Here is a 16,518-nt window from a genome sequence, read left to right as displayed (position 1 = left end):
GCAGATGAGCGCCGAGAAGGCGCTGGCCATGCTGCACGACCGGAAGAACAAGGTCACCAACCAGGTGACCATCCCGGAGGGGCGCACCGCCAAGCCGGCGCGGACGGCCCCCGATCAGGCGGCAGCGCCTCAGGTCAGGCCGGTGCATTCAGCCGGAACTTCTGAATCTTCCCGCTCGGCGTCCTGGGGAACTCGTCGACGATCGACACCCGGCGCGGCACCTTGTAGTTGGCCATCTTGTTGCGGCAGAACCTGATCAGCTCCCCGGAGGTGAGGGTGCTGCCCCGCTTGGGCAGCACGTACGCGTGGCCCACCTCGCCCATCCGGGCGTCGGGTATGCCGATCACGGCCACATCCGCGACCGCCGGATGCTCGGCGATCAGCCGCTCCACCTCCGCCGGGTAGACGTTGAAGCCCCCGACCACGAACATGTCCTTGATCCGGTCGGTCACCCGCAGGTAGCCGTCCTCGTCGAGCCAGCCGACGTCGCCGGTGTGCAGCCAGCCGTCGCGGTCGATCGCCTCGGCGGTCGCGGTCGGGTCCTCGAAGTAGCCGATCATCACGTTGTAGCCGCGGATCACCACCTCACCGGACTCGCCGGAGGGCAGCAGCTGGCCGAGCGGATCCATGATGGCTACCTCGGTGCCGGGGATCGCCTTTCCGCAGCTGGTCGAGATGCGGTGCTGGTCGGTGTCCGGTGGGCAGACGGTCGCCGTGCCGCAGCTCTCGGTCAGCCCGTACGCGGTGATCACGGTCTCGAAGCCGAGGTCCCGGCGCATCCGCTCGAGCAGCGGCACCGGCACCACGGTTGCCCCCGTGACCGCCAGCCGCACCGAACTCAGGTCGTACTCGCCGAACCGGGGCGACTGCAGGATCGAGGTGTAGACGGTCGGTGCGCCAGGGAAGACGGCGATCCGCTCGCGCTGGATGAGGTCCAGGGCCTGATCCACGTCGAACACGGCCATCGGCACCATGGTCGCCCGGCGGATCACGCAGGCGAGCAGCCCGGCCCGGTAGCCGAAGCTGTGGAAGAACGGATTGACGAGCAGGTACCGGTCCTCGCGCCGCAGCCCGACCATGTCCGACCAGGCCTCGTCCACCCGCAGGTTGGAGCCGTGCGTGACCATGGCGCCCTTGGGGTAGCCGGTCGTGCCCGAGGTGAAGAGAATGTCCGCGACATCGTCCGCGCGCAGCTCGGCGATCCGCCGGTCGATCTCGGCTGTCGGAGTCGCCTCGGCGCTGGCCAGGAAGTCGTCGAAGGAGACGGCCACCGCGTCGTCGGTGGCGGCCATCGTGACAATGGCACGCAGGTGCGGCAGCGCCGGTACGGGCAGCTGGTCGGTAGGCGGGCGCGCGTCGTCGCCGCGCACCGCGGCGAGGTAGTTGTTGCCGAGGAAATCGTCGTCGAGGATCAGCAGGTCAGCTCGAACCCGGCTGATCGCGTACCGGGCCTCTTCGCCTTTGAACCGCGTGTTCACCGGCACCAGGATCCCGCCGGCCGCCAGGATGCCCAGGGCGGCGATGATCCAGCGGCTGGAGTTCGGCGCCCAGACGACGGCCCGGTCGCCCGGCTGCAGGCCATGCGCCGCCGCGGCCCGCGCGAATCGGGTGACCTCGGCGTCGAGCTGAGCGTAGGTCAGCCGTACGTCGCCGTCGACGACGGCCTCGATCGAGGCGGCGTCGGCCGCCGCCGCCCGCAGACAAGCGGGAATCGTCGTCAGTTCAACCTGATCCGCGGTCGCCACGCGCGCCTCCATGCCTCGGGCCGATCGTCGGCACGATCCTAACCGGCCAACCAAGCGCTTGCTAGTGTCGAGGAGGTGGAACCGCTGAACGCCCGGACGACGCCGGGCCCGGTTCACCGGCCGCGTCTCGGGCCACCGGCGAGCCCTCGCCGAGCAACGCGCGCGCCGCCAGCGCGTTCGTCCGCACCAGTTGCGCGCGCTCGCCCCCGCTGCCGGCGAGCGCCGTCGGAAGGTTCCCGCCGGCCACCAGCACCGGCCCGGCGGCAAGGCTCGCCAGCCCTTCGGCCGCAACCTGGTCCGGTTCGGCGACCCCAGGCAGGTCCAGCCGCACGCCGGCCCGCCGCATCGCCGGCGTACGGGTGACCCCGAGCACCAACTCCAGCACGTCCACCCCGTACGGCTGCAGCTCCAGCCAGAGGCCCTCGGCGAAGATCCGGCTGAACGCCTTCGCCGCAGCATAGACCCCGATGTCGGCGTGACCCAGGTATCCGGCCAGCGAACCGACCAGCAGGATGCCACCGCGCCGACGGAGCTTGAGCCGACGCCCGAAGTGCCGGCACAGCAGCAGCGGGGCGGTGACGTTCAGGTCGATGACTCGTTGCACCCCGACGGGGTCGGACTCGACGAACTCGCCCCGGTAGGTGTTGGCGCCGGCGTTGTAGATCAGCAGCCCCACGTCCAGCTCGTCCGTCACCGAGCGGATACGGGCCAGCGCGTCGGGCGCGGTCAGGTCCTGCTCGACGGTGTGAACCCGCACGCCACGGCCGCGTAGGGCGGCGGCGGCCGCGGCCAGCGGTCCCGGCCTCCGCGCGATCAGCACGAGGTTGACGCCGGCCCGCGCGAGGTGGTCGGCGAAGGCCGCACCGACGCCCTCCGACCCGCCGGCGACAACCGCCCACGGCCCGTACCTCTCGCGGTCGAACTCCGGCGAGGCCGCCTGCTGGTCCGTCATCACCGCGCCACCTCCAGCCCTGCGCCGGATGCGCCCTCCGGTCCGTCGAACCAGTCCCAGCACCACGGCTCGATGCTGCGGAGCGGGCCGGCCAGCAGGGCCCGCTCGTGGCGGGCGGAGTCCGGCGGTGGGTCGGCCGCCAGCCATTCGGGTTCCCGGGCGGCCAGTTCGGCGGCGACCGCGAGGGGGTCGGCGTCCAGGTAGCAGAGGAGGACGCGGACGTTGAGGCCGCCCAACGGCTGCCGCCCGCCGTCCACCCCTTCCCCCGTCAGCGACTCGCTGCGGAACGACCACGCGCCGGCCACTCCGGGCAGGTCGAGCAACTGCGGGATCCGGACCCGGTCGTACCAGTCGAAGCGCTCCTCGGCCGGGTCGGCCGTCTCGTCGATCGCGGTGACGAACACTTGGACGCCGGTGTGCGGCCGGAAGGGTAGCGCCGCCGCGGAGACGCGCACCCGCGGCTGCACGTACCCCTTGACCGGTCGGAAGATCCCCATCAGCGGGCGGCGGGTCCACCGGAGGTCGGGCCGCCGGCCCTGCTGGAGCGTCGTCTCGCCCAACTCCTTCCACTGCCGGATGCTCTGTTCCGCCGGCTCGGCGAACCAGTACATCGCCAGGTAGTCGACGTCGCGCAGCCGGTGGTCGGCGGTGCCGGCCGCCCGGCAGTCCGGCGACCGCACCCAGCGGTCGCCGTGGACGACGCCGGGCAGGGCCAGATTCTCGGGACGGTGGTCGAGCTGGTGCCAGGCGTTGTAGTCCCGGTGCCGGCGGGGATCGGTCACGCTCGGAAAGCCGAAGAACACGCGGGTGGCCGTCTGCGGGGTGGTCATCGCGGTTCCTCCTGCCGCCGCCCCACCGGCGACTCGGGGTCACGGGGCAGCCCGAGCAGCCGCTCGCCGATGATGTTCAGCTGCACGTCCGTGGTGCCGCCGGCGATGGACAACGCCCGGGTGTTGAGGAACCGCCAGGTGACGTTGCGCTGCTTCGGCTCCACCGTCAGCGCCTCGGTGCCCCGCCAGTCCATGGCGGTCTCCCAGACCTGCTGGACGTGCTCCACGCCGAGCAGCTTCGCGATACTCGACTCCGGCCCCGGCTGCTGGCCGGACATCGCCCGCAGCGCCTGGCGGAGCCCGAGGAGTTGACCGGACTGCCCGTCGCAGAGGATCTGCCCCAGGACGGTCAGCCGGTGGTCGTCGATCGCCTCCGGGCTCGGCCCGGCCAGCTCCAGCAGGTGCTCCCCGCCCGCCCCCCGGGCCGGGTCGAAGGAGAGCGAGACCCGCTCGTTGCTCAGCGTGGTGCGGGCGATCTTCCAGCCCTCCCCCGGTCGGCCGACCAGCATCGCGTCCGGAACGAACACGTCGTCGAGGAAGACCTCGTTGAACAGAGACTCACCGGTCAGCTCGCGCAAGGGCCGGACGTCGATGCCCGGGCTGCTCATCTCGACCAGGAAGTAGGACAGGCCCCGGTGCTTCGGTGCCGTTGGATCGGTGCGCGCGAGGCAGATGCCCCAGTGCGCGTCGCGCGCCAGCGAGGTCCAGACCTTCTGGCCGCGCAGCCGCCAGCCGTCCGCCACCCGCTCGGCCCGGGTGGCGAGCCCGGCCAGATCGGAGCCGGCCCCAGGTTCGCTGAACAGCTGGCACCAGACGAGGTCACCCCGAAGCGTCGGCGGCAGGAACCGCTGCTTCTGCTCCTCGCTGCCGTACGCGACCAGGGTCGGGACCACCCAGTCGCCGACCACCATGTCGGCCGGTCGCAGCCCCGCCGTACGCAACTCCTCGGCGATGACCAATTGCGACACCGGATCCGCACCCCTGCCCCACGGGACGGGCAGGTGGGGCGCCGTGTAGCCGCGCGCCGCGAGGTAGGCCCGGCGCTCCGCCCCCGCGAGCAGCTTCGCCGGCTCGAGCTCGTCACGCACGTCGGCACGGATGGCGTGCGCCTCCTCGGGCAGGTCGACCGAGAGGGTGCGCCGGACCCCGGAGAGGCGGAGTTCGGCCACCCGCCGCTGCCACCGCGCGGTCGGGCCGAGCAGCAGCCGCAGTGCCTGCGCCCGACGCAGGTACCGGCCCGCGTCGTGCTCCCAGGTGAAACCGATGCCGCCAAGAGTCTGGATGCAGTCCTTCGCGACGGTGAATCCGGCTTCGACGCTTGTCGCCGCGGCGACCGCGGCGGCGAGCGCCGCCTCGGCCGCCGTCTCGGGGGCCACCGGTGCGTCGACCCGGGCGGCGTCCTGCGCCCGGGCGGCGTCCCAGGCGCAGGCCCGGGCCTGCTCCGCCCGGACCAGCATCCGCGCACACCGGTGCTTGACCCCCTGGAACTGCCCGATCGGGCGCCCGAACTGCTCGCGTACGACCGCGTGGGCCGCCGCCGTCGAGGTCGCCCAGTCCGCCACGCCGGACGCTTCCGCTGCGAACAGCGTGGCGGCGAGGTCCAGCGGCCGCCGCGGGTCGAGGTCGGAGAGCACATCGTCGGCGGGGACGTGCACGCCCTCGGCGTGGATGCGGGCCAGCCGCCGGGTCAGGTCGTAGCTGGCCAGTTCGCTGACCGTGAGCGCCGCACGCCGCAGCACCACCCAGGTCGTCTTCGCGCTGTGCGCGACCGGGAGCACGAACACGTCGGCCAACTGGCCGCCGAGCACCGGCGCGGAGGTGCCGGACAGCGTCAGCCCGCCCGCTGCGGCGGCGGTGGCGGTGAGCGCACCGGGTTCGAGTGCGACCGCCCCGACGACGGTGCCCGCGGCCAGCGCCGCGAGCTCGGCCCGGTGCCCGGCCGCGTGTAGGACGATGCTGGCGACGACGGTGGGGAGGAACGGTCCGGGCACGAGGGCCCGACCGAATTCCTCGAGTACCACGGCGAGTTCAAGCAGTGCGTAACCGGCCCCGCCGACGTCCTCGGGAAGGTGCAGGGCGAGCAGGCCCTGCTCGGCCAGCACCGACCAGAACGGCGGAAGCATCTCGGCCCGCGCGTCGACGGCGGCGCGCACGACGGCCGGCGACGCATGCCGGGCGGTGAACGACCGCACCGAATCCCGCAGTGCCCGGTGCTCCGGGCTCAGTCCGAGGCTCATCCCGGTTGCCCCGTGGCTGCCGAGGCGACCACCGCGGTGTCCAACTCGGCGACGGCGTGCGCGGCGAAGGTGCGGCGGGGGTCCCGCCCGGAGAAGTACCCGGTGAGCTGTCCGGCGAGCTCGTCGACGGTGAACGCCTCGCCGCCCGCGGTGAACTTCCGCTCGACCGTCGGCGCGGAGAGCAGGGCCACCATGTCCCCGTAGACGACGAACACCTGCCCGTTGATCTCCTGCGCGGCCGGTGCGGCGAGGTAGGCCACGAACGTCGCCACCCGTTCCGGTGACAGGATGTCCGGCCCAGCGCTTTCCGGCTGGTGCGCCCCGAAGATCTGCGCCGTCATGCCGGTGCGGGCACGCGGGCAGATCACGTTGGCGCGGACGCCGTAGCGGGACAGGCTCCGGGCGGTGGACAGGGTCAGCGCGGTGATGCCCGCCTTCGCGGCCGAGTAGTTGGGTTGGGCGACCGCGCCGAGCAGACCCGCCTCGGAGGAGGTGTTGATTATGCGGGCGTAGACCGGTGCGCCAGCCGCCTTGCTCGCCCGACGCCAGTACGCGCCCGCCGCGCGGGACATCGCGGCGTGGCCCTTGAGGTGGATCCGCACCACCTCGTCCCAGTCGGACTCGGTGAGGTTGAACAGCATCTTGTCCCGCACCACGCCGGCGTTGTTGACCACGATGTCGAGGCTGCCGAAGCTGTCCAGCGCCGCGCCCACGAGCCGGTCGCCGATCGACCAGTCCCCGACGTCGCCGACGACCGCGACCGCTTCCCCGCCCGCTGACCTGATCTCGGCCACCACCTCCTCGGCGGTCGGCCCGATGTCGTTCACCACGACCCGGGCCCCGTTGGCCGCGAGCGCCAGCGCCTCGCTCCGGCCCAGCCCCGCTCCGGCGCCGGTGACGATCGCGGTGCGTCCGGCCAGGCTCGTTGACTCGCTCATGTCGTGCTCCATGTCCTGATCTCTTTCGGTTCGGCGGCTGTCGGTGTGGGCGGCTAGGGCAGGTAACCCGTCCTGGCCACGGGTTCGGCCGGGCCGGTCAGCCGCCCCGCCGCCAGCCGCAGGCCGGCCAGCAGCGCGTTGCGCAACTCCCGCGGATCGATGACCTCGTCGTAGGTCACCGAACTGGCCAGCCGCCACGGGCCGGCCGCTTCGTTGTCGACCAGCGCCCGCCGGGTCTCGGCGTCCGCCTTCGCGGTCCGGCCACCGACGGCGGCCGGAATCCCGCCGAGCACCACCCCGGGGAACGCGAGGGAGACGGTCTGCCCGTCGAACGCGTTCATGCCCATCACCGAGCTACCGAAGCCGAACGCCTTGCGGATCGTCACGTGCAGCTTCGGCACGCCGCACCGGTGCTGGGCCGCAAACATCCGGGCGGCGGCGCGGAGGATGCCGGCGCGCTCGGAAGCGCTGCCGGGCAGGACCCCGGGGTTGTCGGCCAGCATCACGACCGGCAGGTGGAACGCGCTCGTGATCTCGATGAACCGGGCGGCCTTGGCGGCGGCCGCGACGTCGATGGCACCGGCCCGCACCATCGGCTGGTTGGCGACCACCGCGACGGCCCGCCCACCCAGTCGGGCCAGGGCCGTGATGACCCCGGATCCGTACGCCGGCTGCACCTCGAAAAGCGATCCGGCGTCGACCAGGCTGGCCAGCACGGCCCGCATGTCGTACGGGCGGCGGGGGTTCGGCGGGATGAGGTCGAGGAGCTCGGTCAGGACACGCTCGCCGACGTCCGCACCCTCGCCGTTCACCGGCGGGTGCCGCCACGCGCTGGAGGGGAAGTACGACAGGTAGCGACGGGCCAGCCCTAGCGCCTCGTCGGCGTCGCGCGCGACGTTGTGCGCGACCCCGCTCGCGGCCGCGTGCACGGCGGCCCCGCCCAGCTTCTCCTTACTGACCTGCTCGCCGAGGGCCTCCGCCACCAGGGGCGGTCCCGCGGCGAACAGCGCCGCCGGCCCGTCGACCATCACCACGAAGTCCGACAGCGGCGCCGCCAGCGCGCTGTGGCCGGCCGACGGGCCGGTCACGATCGACACGGTCGGGACCAGGCCGGCCAGCTCGGCGAGCGCCATCAGGTCGTTGGGTGCCGGCCGGTGGGGGGCAAGAGCGTTGGTGGCGCGGTGGCCAGCGCCTTCGAGCATCAGCACCAGCGGTACGCGCTCCTGCCGGGCGAGGGCGGCGAGGCGGGCCCGCTTCGAGCCGTTCGGCACGCCGATCGAGCCGCCGGCGACGGTGAAGTCCTCGGCCCCGACGAGCACGGGCCGGCCGCCGATCAGTCCGGAGCCGGCGACGAAGGCGTCGGCGGGGGTGGCGCCGGCCAGGGTGCCGAGCTCGACGAAGGTGCCGGGGTCCAGCAGCCGCGTGATGCGGGTGCGGGCGTCGACCCCGCCGCGGTGCCGGTACCGGACCAGCTTCTCCGGCCCGCCCATCGCGCGCGCGGCGGTCCGGCGCCGGTCCAGGTCCGCCAGCAGCGGCGCCCACGCCGCCCGGTTGTCGGTGGACGTCATCGCCGGCCGGCAATCTCGTGGCGCTTCACCTTTCCGGTGGCGTTGCGCGGCAGGGGTGCGGTGGTGAGCGTCCACCTCGTGGGGACCTTGTACCGGGCGATCTGCTCGGCCGTGTACGCGCGCAGTTCGTCGGCGGTGACCGCTGCGTCGTCGGCGAGGACCACGTGGGCTGCGACCTCCTCGCCCAGGTCGTGGTGGGGTACGCCGTAGACGACGCACTCGGCGACGGCGGGGTGCTCGGCGAGTACGTTCTCCACCTCGACGGGGTAGACATTCTCCCCGCCACGCAGGATGAGGTCGCTGCGGCGGCTGCTGATCCGCAGGTACCCGTGCTCCATCACGCCCAGGTCCCCGGTGCGCAGCCACCCGTCGGCCCCGATCGCTCCGGCGCTCGCTCCGGGGTCGCCCCAGTAGCCCAGCATCACCTGAGGTCCCCGCAGGTGGATCTCAGCCTCGACCCCGTCGGGCACCCGGTTGCCGGCGGCGTCCCTGATCTCGACGTCCATCGTCACGACGGGCTGGCCGACCGTCTGCGGGTACAGCGCGAGGTCGGCGGCGGTGGCGAGGGTCGCGGCGGTCGAGGACTCGGTGAGGCCGTACGTCGTGCCGAGCGACCGGGCCGCGACCGGCAGGATCTCGCGTACCTTCGCCATGAGTGCGCGGGACGAGGGCGCGGTGCCCAGCGACATGGTCCGCAGGGAGGACAGGTCGTAGCCGGACAGGTCGCCGTGCGCGACGAGCCGGCTCGCCATCGTGGGCACCGCTCCCCAGTTGGTCACCCGTTCCCGTTCGATCAGCCGCAGCACGCGGTCGACCTCGAACCGCCCGGTGTAGAGGACCGCGGCATCGCCGACCGCGATACGGGGCAGCGTCAGGTTGTGCAGGGCCGCGATATGGAACAACGGGGTGGCCAGCAGGAACCGCCGGATCGCCGGCGGCGCGCCGAGGGCGGTGGCCACCTCGTCGTTGAACAGGTGGAAGTCACACGCGGCGATCATGTTCCGGTGGCTGTGCAGGGCGCCCTTGGGCCGACCGGTGGTACCGCTGGTGTAGAGGATGACCGCCGGATCGTCCTCGGCCACGGCGCACCCGGGCAGCGGCGCGTCCGGGGTGGCGGCGGCGAGCGCCGGGATGTCGTCCTTCGTGGACAGGACAGGCACGCCGGGATCGCCGAGCCGGGCACGCCGCCCGGCGTCGCCGATCACGACCTTCGGCTCGCTGTGGCGCATGCCGTACGCGATCTCGCGGGCCGACCAGTGCGCGTTCATGGCGACGGTGATGGCGCCGAGCGAGGCGGCGGCCCAGAAGGAGACGATCCACTGAGGGCTGTTCGCGGACAGGATGGCGACCCGGTCGCCCTTGCCGATGCCGTACCGGTCGCGCAACTGCTCCGCGACGGACGCCACGGCCGCCAGGTGAGCCGCAAAGGTCAGGCGCTGCTCTCCGCAGACCAGGTACTCCCGGTCGCCGTACCGCGCGGATCCGGCGAGCAGCTCGGTCAGCGACCGACGGCGGTTTCTGAAGACGCGCATCGGACGGCCGAGCACGTCCTCCTCGACGACCTCGAACCGCTCGCCCGGGCCGGTGAGGCGATCGATCACCGCCCGGCGACGCTCGACGATCTCCAAAGCTTCGCTCATGCCTGCTCCCCTCGGCGGCTTCCGCGTCCCCACCGGCGCGCTCTGCGTTCCCATCAGCGCACCGTCATCTGGCCGCCGTCGACGTTCCACGCCTGGCCGCTGACCCAGGCGCCCTGATCACTGGCGAGGAAGACGGCGGTCCAGGCGACCTCCTGCGCGGTGCCGACCCGGCCGAGCGGAACATGCTCGGCGACGTACCGTCGCCACGCGTCCGGGGACCAGTCGTCGAGCCGGCCGGTGTCGGTGACGCCCGGGCAGACGGCGTTCACCCGGATGCCGTGACGGCCGAGCTCCTTGGCCATCGACGAGGTCAGCGACTGTACGGCTGCCTTCGACGCCGCGTACGCGGCCACGTTGGCCGCCATCGACTTCCCGCCGATCGACGAGATGTTGATGATGCTGCCGCCCTGCCCCTGCGCGATGAGCCGGCGGGCGAACGCCCGGCTGACCAGGAACGTCCCGCGCAGGTTGACGCGCAGCACCGTGTCCCACTCGGCGACGGAGAGGTCGACGACGGGCACCCGGTCGTTGCCGCGTGCCGCTGCGGCGTTGTTGACGACGACGTCGACGCGGCCGTACTCGTCGAGCACCGCGTTCGCGAGGTCCTCGACGGCCGGCTCGTCGGCGACGTCGACGACGACCGGGGTTGCCCGGCGGCCGAGGCGGCGGATCTCGTCGGCGACCGAGTGGATGTCGCGCCACCCGGCCGCCTTCTCGTCATCGGGGTAGCGGTCCGGGGACCGGCCGGTGCCGGTGACCACCACGTCGCAGCCGGCACGCGCCAGTTCGACGGCGATGGCCCGCCCGATGGACCGCATCCGCCCCGCCCCGGTCACCACCGCCACCTTGCCGGCCAGCCCGGTGAGCCCGACCTGGTGCCGCCCGTCCATCGTGCGCGTCACATCCGCTCGATGATCGCGCCGGTGGCGAGCGCCCCGCCCGCGCAGATCGCGATCATGGCCGTCTGCCTGTCGGTGCGTTCGAGTTCGTCGATGGCGGCGGCGATCAGCCGGATCCCGGTCGAGCCGACCGGGTGTCCGAGGGCGATCGCGCCGCCGTTGGCGTTGAGCTTGTCCAGGTCGATGTCGTAGACGGCCCGGAACGACATGGGCACCGCGGCGAAGGCCTCGTTGACCTCGAACAGGTCGATGTCGTCGAGCGTCATGCCGGTGCGGTCGAGCAGCCGGGCGGCCGCTTGGACGGGTCCGTCGAGCAGGTAGTACGGCTGCGCGCCGACCAGGCACTGGCTGACGATACGGGCCCGGGGCCGCAGCCCCAGCGCGCGGGCGCGGGCCTCGTCCATCAGGACGGCGGCGGTGGCGCCGTCGGAGATCTGCGAGGCCGTACCGGCGGTGTGCAGGCCGCCGTCCAGGACCGGCTTCAGCTTGGCGAGCGCTTCCGTGCTGGTCTCGCGCAACCCCTCGTCGCGCGTCACCACCGAGGGTTGCGCCCCGTCGGCGCCGGGGATCTCGACCGGAATGATCTGGCGCGCCAACCGGTCGTCCGCCCACGCGTGCTGCGCGCGCTGCTGGGAACGGAGGCCGAAGGCGTCGAGGTCGGCGCGGGTGAAGCCGCGCCGGGCCGCGATCCGGTCGGCCGCGGCGAACTGGTTGGGCATGTCGTAGGACCAGGAGTCCGGTCGTGGCCGGCCGACGTCCTGCCCGATGTTGGACTGGAGCGGGACCCGCGACATCATCTCCACGCCACAGGCCATGCCGACGTCGATGGCGCCGGCTGCGATCAGACCCGCCACCAGGTGCACCGCCTGCTGCGCGGAGCCGCACTGGCAGTCGACGGTGACGGCGCCGGCCTGTTCGGGCAGGCCCGCGTGCAGCCACGCGGTACGCGTGACGTTGCCGGACTGCTCACCGGCCTGGGTGACGCAGCCGCCGATGACCTGCTCGACCAACGTGGGGTCCAGGCCCAGCCGGTCGAGGGCGCCCCGCTGCGCGAGGCCGAGCAACTCGGCGGCGTGCAGTCCGGAAAGTCCGCCGCCGCGCCGCCCGTAGGGCGTGCGAGCCGCGTCGACGATGACCGGGTTACCCATGTGCTCTCCTGATGTCTGGTCGTCAGCCGGTCGGCCGGTCGGCCGGCTGACGGGGGGTGGTGTTCGGCGGCCAGGTGAGTGGGGACACGAAGGTCCCGTTGCCGTGCACGGTCGTCCGCCCGTCGGCGCTGATCCAGCCCTCGACCGTCGTCTTGCGTCCGCCCCGGTCCACCACCCGGGCGGTCAGGTCGAGCGGACGGTCCAACGGGGTCGGCGCCAGGTAGCGCAGGGTGAGGGTGCCGGTCATGGCGATGACGCCCAGAGCCCGGACCAGGGTCCCCATGACCCCGTCCAGCACCATCGCGCTGTAACCGCCGTGCACCGCCCCCGGCGGCCCCTCGAAGAGCGCTCCCGGGGTCAACCTCCCCCGCGCGACGCCCTCGTCGTCGATCGTCACCACGAGCGGGGCGGCGATCGGGTTGAACCGGCCGAGCACGGGGTCGGCGGAGCCGCCCACGCGCCCCCGGACCGGACCGGTGGGCAACGGCAACCGCAGGCAGCGGCTGCGGGCAGCGGTGGCGAGCACGTCGGTGACCTGCCGCATCTGCGCCGTGGCGCGCCGCATGTCGGCGGGGGCGATGTCGGCGAGGGCCGCGGCGGACACGAGCCGGCGGGCGGCGTCGACCAGCTCGGCCAGCTCGCGATGGTCTCCGGCGTGGTCCGGGCCCGACGGCCCCGAAGCGTTCCAATCGCTCACGGCGCTCCCTGAATCCCCACCATCCGCCGGCCGGCGGCGTCGCGCGGCACCGGGACCGGGATGGCCGACAGCAGGCCCTGGGTGTACTCGTGGGTCGGCGACCGGAAGATCTGCTCGACGTCGCCCTGTTCGACCACGCGACCCTCGGCCATCACCAGCACCCGGTCGGCAATCACCTCCACCAGTGCCAGGTCGTGGCTGACGAACAGATAGGACAGCCCCAACTCCTCCTGTAGTTCTCGCAGGAGGTTGAGCACCTGCGCCCGGACCGAGACGTCGAGCGCGGCCACGGGTTCGTCGCAGACGATGAGGCTCGGATTGAGCGTCAACGCCCGGGCGATGGCGACGCGCTGCAGCTGGCCGCCGGAGAGTTCCGCCGGGTAGCGGTCGAGGTACCGGCGGCCGATTCCCACCCGGTCCAGCAGCTCCGCGCCGCGCCGCAACCGGGCGGCCCGGTCCAGGTCGGTGTGCACGAGCAGCGGCTCGGCAACGGCCTCGGCCACGCTCATCCTGGGATCCAGTGAGCTGTACGGGTCCTGGAAGATCATTTGCATCCGCTGGCGGAGCCGGCGCATCTCGCGCGAGCCGAGCGCGAGGAGGTCCACCCCGTCGAACACGACCCGTCCGGCGTCCGGCTTGATGAGCCGCAGGACGATCCGGCCGAGCGTGGACTTGCCCGCCCCGGACTCGCCCACCACGGCGAGGCACTCGCCCTTCTCCAAGCTGAAGCTGACGTCGTGGACGGCGGGTAGCCGGCGGGTGCGCCGGCCCAGAAGGTCGCGGCCGGCGAAGGACTTGGAGATCGCGGATACGTCGAGCAGACTCATCCGACCGTCACCCCCTGCAGTTCGACCTCGTCCACCCGCAGGCAGCGGGCCTGGGCCGAGGGCCCGGTCGGGAAGATGTCCGGATGCCGGGAGTCGCACCGGTCCGGATCCCGGTGCGGGCACCGGGCGTGGAACCGGCACCCCGCCGGCCAGGAGCCCGGGGCCGGGATGCTGCCGGGGATGGCCGCCAGGCGACGGTCGGTGCGCAGGCCGGGCTTGGGGATCGAGGCCAGCAGCCCCGCGGTGTACGGATGCCGGGGCCGGAGGAAGACGTCCGCCGCGGTGCCCTGCTCGACGACCTCGCCGGCGTACATCACGACGACCCGCTGGCACAGCTCGGCCACCACGGCGAGGTCGTGGCTGACGAACAGCAGCGAGACGCCGGTCTGCTCCTGCAGGTCCCGCAGCAGGTGCAGGATCCGTTCCTGGACCGTGACGTCGAGGGCGGTGGTCGGTTCGTCGGCGATCAGCAGGCGTGGGTTGCAGGCCATGACCATCGCGATCATCACGCGCTGGCACATTCCCCCGCTGAACGAGTGCGGGTAGTCGTGGACCCGCTCCGCCGCCCGCGGGATCTGCACGAGGTCGAGCATCTCCACCGCCCGGGACCGGGCGGCCCTGCGGCTCAGCCCGAGGTGCCGGCGGACCGACTCCGCGATCTGGTCGCCGACGGTAAACGCGGGGTTCAGACTGCGGATCGGCTGCTGGAAGATCATTCCCATGCCGGGGCCGCGGAGTCCCCGCCACTCGCGTTCCGGCAGCGCGGTCAACTCCCGGCCGTCGAACGTCACCGAGCCGCCGGCGATGCGGCCGCCGGTCACGCCGGTCAGTCCCATGACCGCGAGGGAGGTGACGGTCTTACCCGAGCCCGATTCACCGACCAGCGCGACGGACTCCCCCTGGTCGAGGGTGAACGACACGCCCTGCACGACCGGCGTCCAGTCCCCCGAGGCAGCGGGGAACTGCACCGTCAGATCGCGCACCTCCAGCAGCGGTCGACCGGCTGCCTTCTGCTCTCGCACGGTCACGTCAGTCCCCCTTGCTGCTTACCGACCGGCTGCGCAGCATGCCCTTGCGCACGCCGTCGCCAAGGTAGGTGAAGGCCAGTACGGTGAGGAAGATCATCACGCCGGGTGGCCAGACCAGGTACGGTGCGATGCCCATGTTCGACGAAGCGGTGGAGAGCATCGATCCCCAACTCGCCGCCGGCGGGCGGACGCCGAGGCCGAGGAAGCTCAGGCTCGCCTCCGCCGCGACCGCGGTGCCCAGCGACACGGAGATCACGAGCACGATCGGCGGCGCCACGTTGGGCAGGATGTGTCGCCCGATGGTCCGCAGGCTGCCGCAGCCCAGCGCGACGGACGCCTCGATGTACGTCTCGTGCCGCACGTCCATCGTGGTGGCCCGCGCCACCCGGAAGAACCGGGGCGCCATCACCAGTCCGACGGCCAGCATGGCGTTCGTGATCCCGGGGCCGAGCACCGCGACGATGGTGATGGCCAGCACGAGCGACGGCGCGCTCATCAGGGCGTCCATGATCCGGGTCAGTGCGGAGTCCAGCCAGCCGCCCCGGTATCCGGCGGCGATGCCGGGCGGCAGGCCGATCAGCAGCGCGACGACCACCGCCTGCACCGCGGCCTGCAGCGACACCCGGGCGCCGTAGATCAGCCGGCTGAGCACGTCTCGTCCGTAGTCGTCGGTACCGAGCAGATGGTCGCCACCGGGTGGCCGCAGCCGCTGGAGCAGGTCCTGGGCGTCCGGGTCGTGCGGGGCGATCATCGGGGCCAGGACGGCGCACAGGATGAGCAGGACCAGGAATCCCCCGGCCACGACGGTGGAGCGGCGCCGGAGGATGCCGCGCAGGATCCCCGCCCGGCTGTCCGCCGCGTGCCGGTCGCCGGGGCCGCCGACGAGGTCGTCCAGGACAGTCGCGTTCGTCATGCCCGCACCTTCGGGTTGAAGTAGCCGTACGAGATGTCGACCAGCAGGTTCACCACCACGACGACGCTGGTGGAGAAGAGCACGAATCCGAGCAGCACCGGGATGTCGCGGTTGAGCACGCCGTCGACGGCCAGGCTGCCGAGCCCGGGCATGTTGTAGATGATCTCGATGGTGACCGAGCCGGCGAGCACCTCGGCCACCCGGAAGCCGAGCACCGTCACCACCGGAATGCAGGCGTTCTTCAACGAGTGCTTGAACAGCACCGCCCGTCGGCTCAACCCCTTCGCCTGCGCGTTGAGGATGTAGTCCGACTTGAGCACCTGCCCCAGCGCCGACCGCAGCTGCAACGTCACCTCGGCCGCGGGCAGCAGACCGAGGGCGATGCCGGGCAGGATGAGGTGGGACAGCCAGGGCCAGAACCCGGCCGACAGCGGCTCGAACCCGAAGGCGGGGAGCAGCTGGTAGCTCACCGCGAACAGTGATGCCAGCACCAGCCCGAACCAGAACGCGGGGACGGCGATGGCGATCGAGGCCAGCCAGTTCACGAGGCGGTCGACGAGGCCGCCGGGGCGCAGCGACGCCACGATCGCCATCGCGACCCCCAGCACGACGGCCATCACCATCGCGAACAGCACGAGGGACATCGTGGTCCCCATCCGCCGCGTGATCATGTCGACGACCGACTGGTCGGACAGCAGCGACGTTCCCAGGTCGCCGTGCAGCGCCGCACCCGCCCAACGCAGGTAGCGTTCCCACACCGGATCGCTCAGGCCGAGCTGGTCGCGGATCGCCTCGATCCGGTCCGGGGTCGGGTTGTCCCCGGCCAGGACAACGGCAGGGTCGCCGGGGGCCAGGCCGATCAGCAGGAAGACCAGCAGCGGCACCACGAACAGCAGTGGGATCGCCGCGAGCAGTCGTTTGCCTGCGTAACGCAGCATGCTGTGTCCCTTCGATTTCGTGTCGGGACCTGCGGCCCGACTGCCGGCGGTGCCGTGGCGGGGGGGGGGGTGCGGGCCGGGGCCGCGCCCGGCGCGCCGGGCGGGGGCGGGGGCGCCCGTGGGGGCGGGGTCGGGGGGGGGTGGGGCGAGCGGGGCGT

The 16,518-nt window shown here is 72.6% G+C and carries 14 protein-coding genes; all 14 read right to left on the bottom strand.

The window, feature by feature from the left end; translation table 11 throughout:
* Nucleotides 1–134 precede the first annotated feature (134 nt).
* The 14 genes from AB0I41_RS32330 to AB0I41_RS32265 are packed head-to-tail and all read right to left on the bottom strand — an operon-like array spanning nt 135 to nt 16,360.
* Nucleotides 135–1,757, bottom strand: coding sequence for a FadD3 family acyl-CoA ligase (locus AB0I41_RS32330; protein WP_357114616.1), 1,623 nt, complete (start codon nt 1,755–1,757; stop codon nt 135–137).
* Between the two features lie 49 nt (nt 1,758–1,806).
* A complete protein-coding gene (locus AB0I41_RS32325; protein WP_357114614.1) occupies nt 1,807–2,697 on the bottom strand; it encodes an SDR family NAD(P)-dependent oxidoreductase in 891 nt (296 codons plus the stop codon).
* Nucleotides 2,697–3,527, bottom strand: a complete 831-nt coding sequence (locus tag AB0I41_RS32320; protein ID WP_357114612.1) for a hypothetical protein — start codon at nt 3,525–3,527, stop codon at nt 2,697–2,699. Before AB0I41_RS32320 ends, AB0I41_RS32325 begins: the two co-directional genes overlap by 1 nt.
* On the bottom strand, nt 3,524–5,764 hold the full coding sequence (locus AB0I41_RS32315; RefSeq protein ID WP_357114610.1) for an acyl-CoA dehydrogenase: 2,241 nt from the start codon (nt 5,762–5,764) through the stop codon (nt 3,524–3,526). Before AB0I41_RS32315 ends, AB0I41_RS32320 begins: the two co-directional genes overlap by 4 nt.
* A complete protein-coding gene (locus AB0I41_RS32310; RefSeq protein ID WP_357114608.1) occupies nt 5,761–6,702 on the bottom strand; it encodes a 3-oxoacyl-ACP reductase in 942 nt (313 codons plus the stop codon). Before AB0I41_RS32310 ends, AB0I41_RS32315 begins: the two co-directional genes overlap by 4 nt.
* Before the next feature lie 53 nt (nt 6,703–6,755).
* Nucleotides 6,756–8,270, bottom strand: a complete 1,515-nt coding sequence (locus tag AB0I41_RS32305) for a carboxyl transferase domain-containing protein (protein ID WP_357114606.1) — start codon at nt 8,268–8,270, stop codon at nt 6,756–6,758.
* Nucleotides 8,267–9,910, bottom strand: a complete 1,644-nt coding sequence (locus AB0I41_RS32300; RefSeq protein ID WP_357114603.1) for a class I adenylate-forming enzyme family protein — start codon at nt 9,908–9,910, stop codon at nt 8,267–8,269. The genes AB0I41_RS32305 and AB0I41_RS32300 overlap by 4 nt, the downstream gene beginning before the upstream one ends.
* A gap of 53 nt (nt 9,911–9,963) precedes the next feature.
* Nucleotides 9,964–10,812, bottom strand: a complete 849-nt coding sequence (locus tag AB0I41_RS32295) for an SDR family NAD(P)-dependent oxidoreductase (protein WP_357114601.1) — start codon at nt 10,810–10,812, stop codon at nt 9,964–9,966.
* Nucleotides 10,809–11,957, bottom strand: a complete 1,149-nt coding sequence (locus AB0I41_RS32290; RefSeq protein ID WP_357114599.1) for a steroid 3-ketoacyl-CoA thiolase — start codon at nt 11,955–11,957, stop codon at nt 10,809–10,811. The genes AB0I41_RS32295 and AB0I41_RS32290 overlap by 4 nt, the downstream gene beginning before the upstream one ends.
* Nucleotides 11,958–11,979: 22 nt before the next feature.
* Entirely contained in the window at nt 11,980–12,654 is a 675-nt protein-coding gene (locus tag AB0I41_RS32285) for a PaaI family thioesterase (RefSeq protein ID WP_357114597.1), read from the bottom strand.
* Nucleotides 12,651–13,481, bottom strand: a complete 831-nt coding sequence (locus tag AB0I41_RS32280; protein ID WP_357114595.1) for an ATP-binding cassette domain-containing protein — start codon at nt 13,479–13,481, stop codon at nt 12,651–12,653. The genes AB0I41_RS32285 and AB0I41_RS32280 overlap by 4 nt, the downstream gene beginning before the upstream one ends.
* Nucleotides 13,478–14,509, bottom strand: coding sequence for an ABC transporter ATP-binding protein (locus tag AB0I41_RS32275; protein ID WP_357114593.1), 1,032 nt, complete (start codon nt 14,507–14,509; stop codon nt 13,478–13,480). Before AB0I41_RS32275 ends, AB0I41_RS32280 begins: the two co-directional genes overlap by 4 nt.
* Before the next feature lies 1 nt (nt 14,510).
* A complete protein-coding gene (locus AB0I41_RS32270) occupies nt 14,511–15,422 on the bottom strand; it encodes an ABC transporter permease (RefSeq protein ID WP_357114591.1) in 912 nt (303 codons plus the stop codon).
* The gene (locus AB0I41_RS32265; protein ID WP_357114589.1) at nt 15,419–16,360 is read right to left on the bottom strand and encodes an ABC transporter permease; all 942 of its coding nucleotides are present in this window, start codon (nt 16,358–16,360) and stop codon (nt 15,419–15,421) included. Before AB0I41_RS32265 ends, AB0I41_RS32270 begins: the two co-directional genes overlap by 4 nt.
* Nucleotides 16,361–16,518: the final 158 nt, after the last annotated feature.

The sequence above is a fragment of the Micromonospora sp. NPDC050200 genome (genome assembly GCF_040656135.1).
Classification (GTDB): Bacteria; Actinomycetota; Actinomycetes; order Mycobacteriales; family Micromonosporaceae; genus Micromonospora.
This window is presented reverse-complemented; position numbering and strand designations above follow the sequence as displayed.

Coding starts and splice junctions, on each gene's coding strand:
- AB0I41_RS32330 (WP_357114616.1), bottom strand. CDS start 1,757: ATGGAGGCGCGCGTGGCGACCGCGGATCAGGTTGAACTGACGACGATT.
- AB0I41_RS32325 (WP_357114614.1), bottom strand. CDS start 2,697: ATGACGGACCAGCAGGCGGCCTCGCCGGAGTTCGACCGCGAGAGGTAC.
- AB0I41_RS32320 (WP_357114612.1), bottom strand. CDS start 3,527: ATGACCACCCCGCAGACGGCCACCCGCGTGTTCTTCGGCTTTCCGAGC.
- AB0I41_RS32315 (WP_357114610.1), bottom strand. CDS start 5,764: ATGAGCCTCGGACTGAGCCCGGAGCACCGGGCACTGCGGGATTCGGTG.
- AB0I41_RS32310 (WP_357114608.1), bottom strand. CDS start 6,702: ATGAGCGAGTCAACGAGCCTGGCCGGACGCACCGCGATCGTCACCGGC.
- AB0I41_RS32305 (WP_357114606.1), bottom strand. CDS start 8,270: ATGACGTCCACCGACAACCGGGCGGCGTGGGCGCCGCTGCTGGCGGAC.
- AB0I41_RS32300 (WP_357114603.1), bottom strand. CDS start 9,910: ATGAGCGAAGCTTTGGAGATCGTCGAGCGTCGCCGGGCGGTGATCGAT.
- AB0I41_RS32290 (WP_357114599.1), bottom strand. CDS start 11,957: ATGGGTAACCCGGTCATCGTCGACGCGGCTCGCACGCCCTACGGGCGG.
- AB0I41_RS32280 (WP_357114595.1), bottom strand. CDS start 13,481: ATGAGTCTGCTCGACGTATCCGCGATCTCCAAGTCCTTCGCCGGCCGC.
- AB0I41_RS32270 (WP_357114591.1), bottom strand. CDS start 15,422: ATGACGAACGCGACTGTCCTGGACGACCTCGTCGGCGGCCCCGGCGAC.
- AB0I41_RS32265 (WP_357114589.1), bottom strand. CDS start 16,360: ATGCTGCGTTACGCAGGCAAACGACTGCTCGCGGCGATCCCACTGCTG.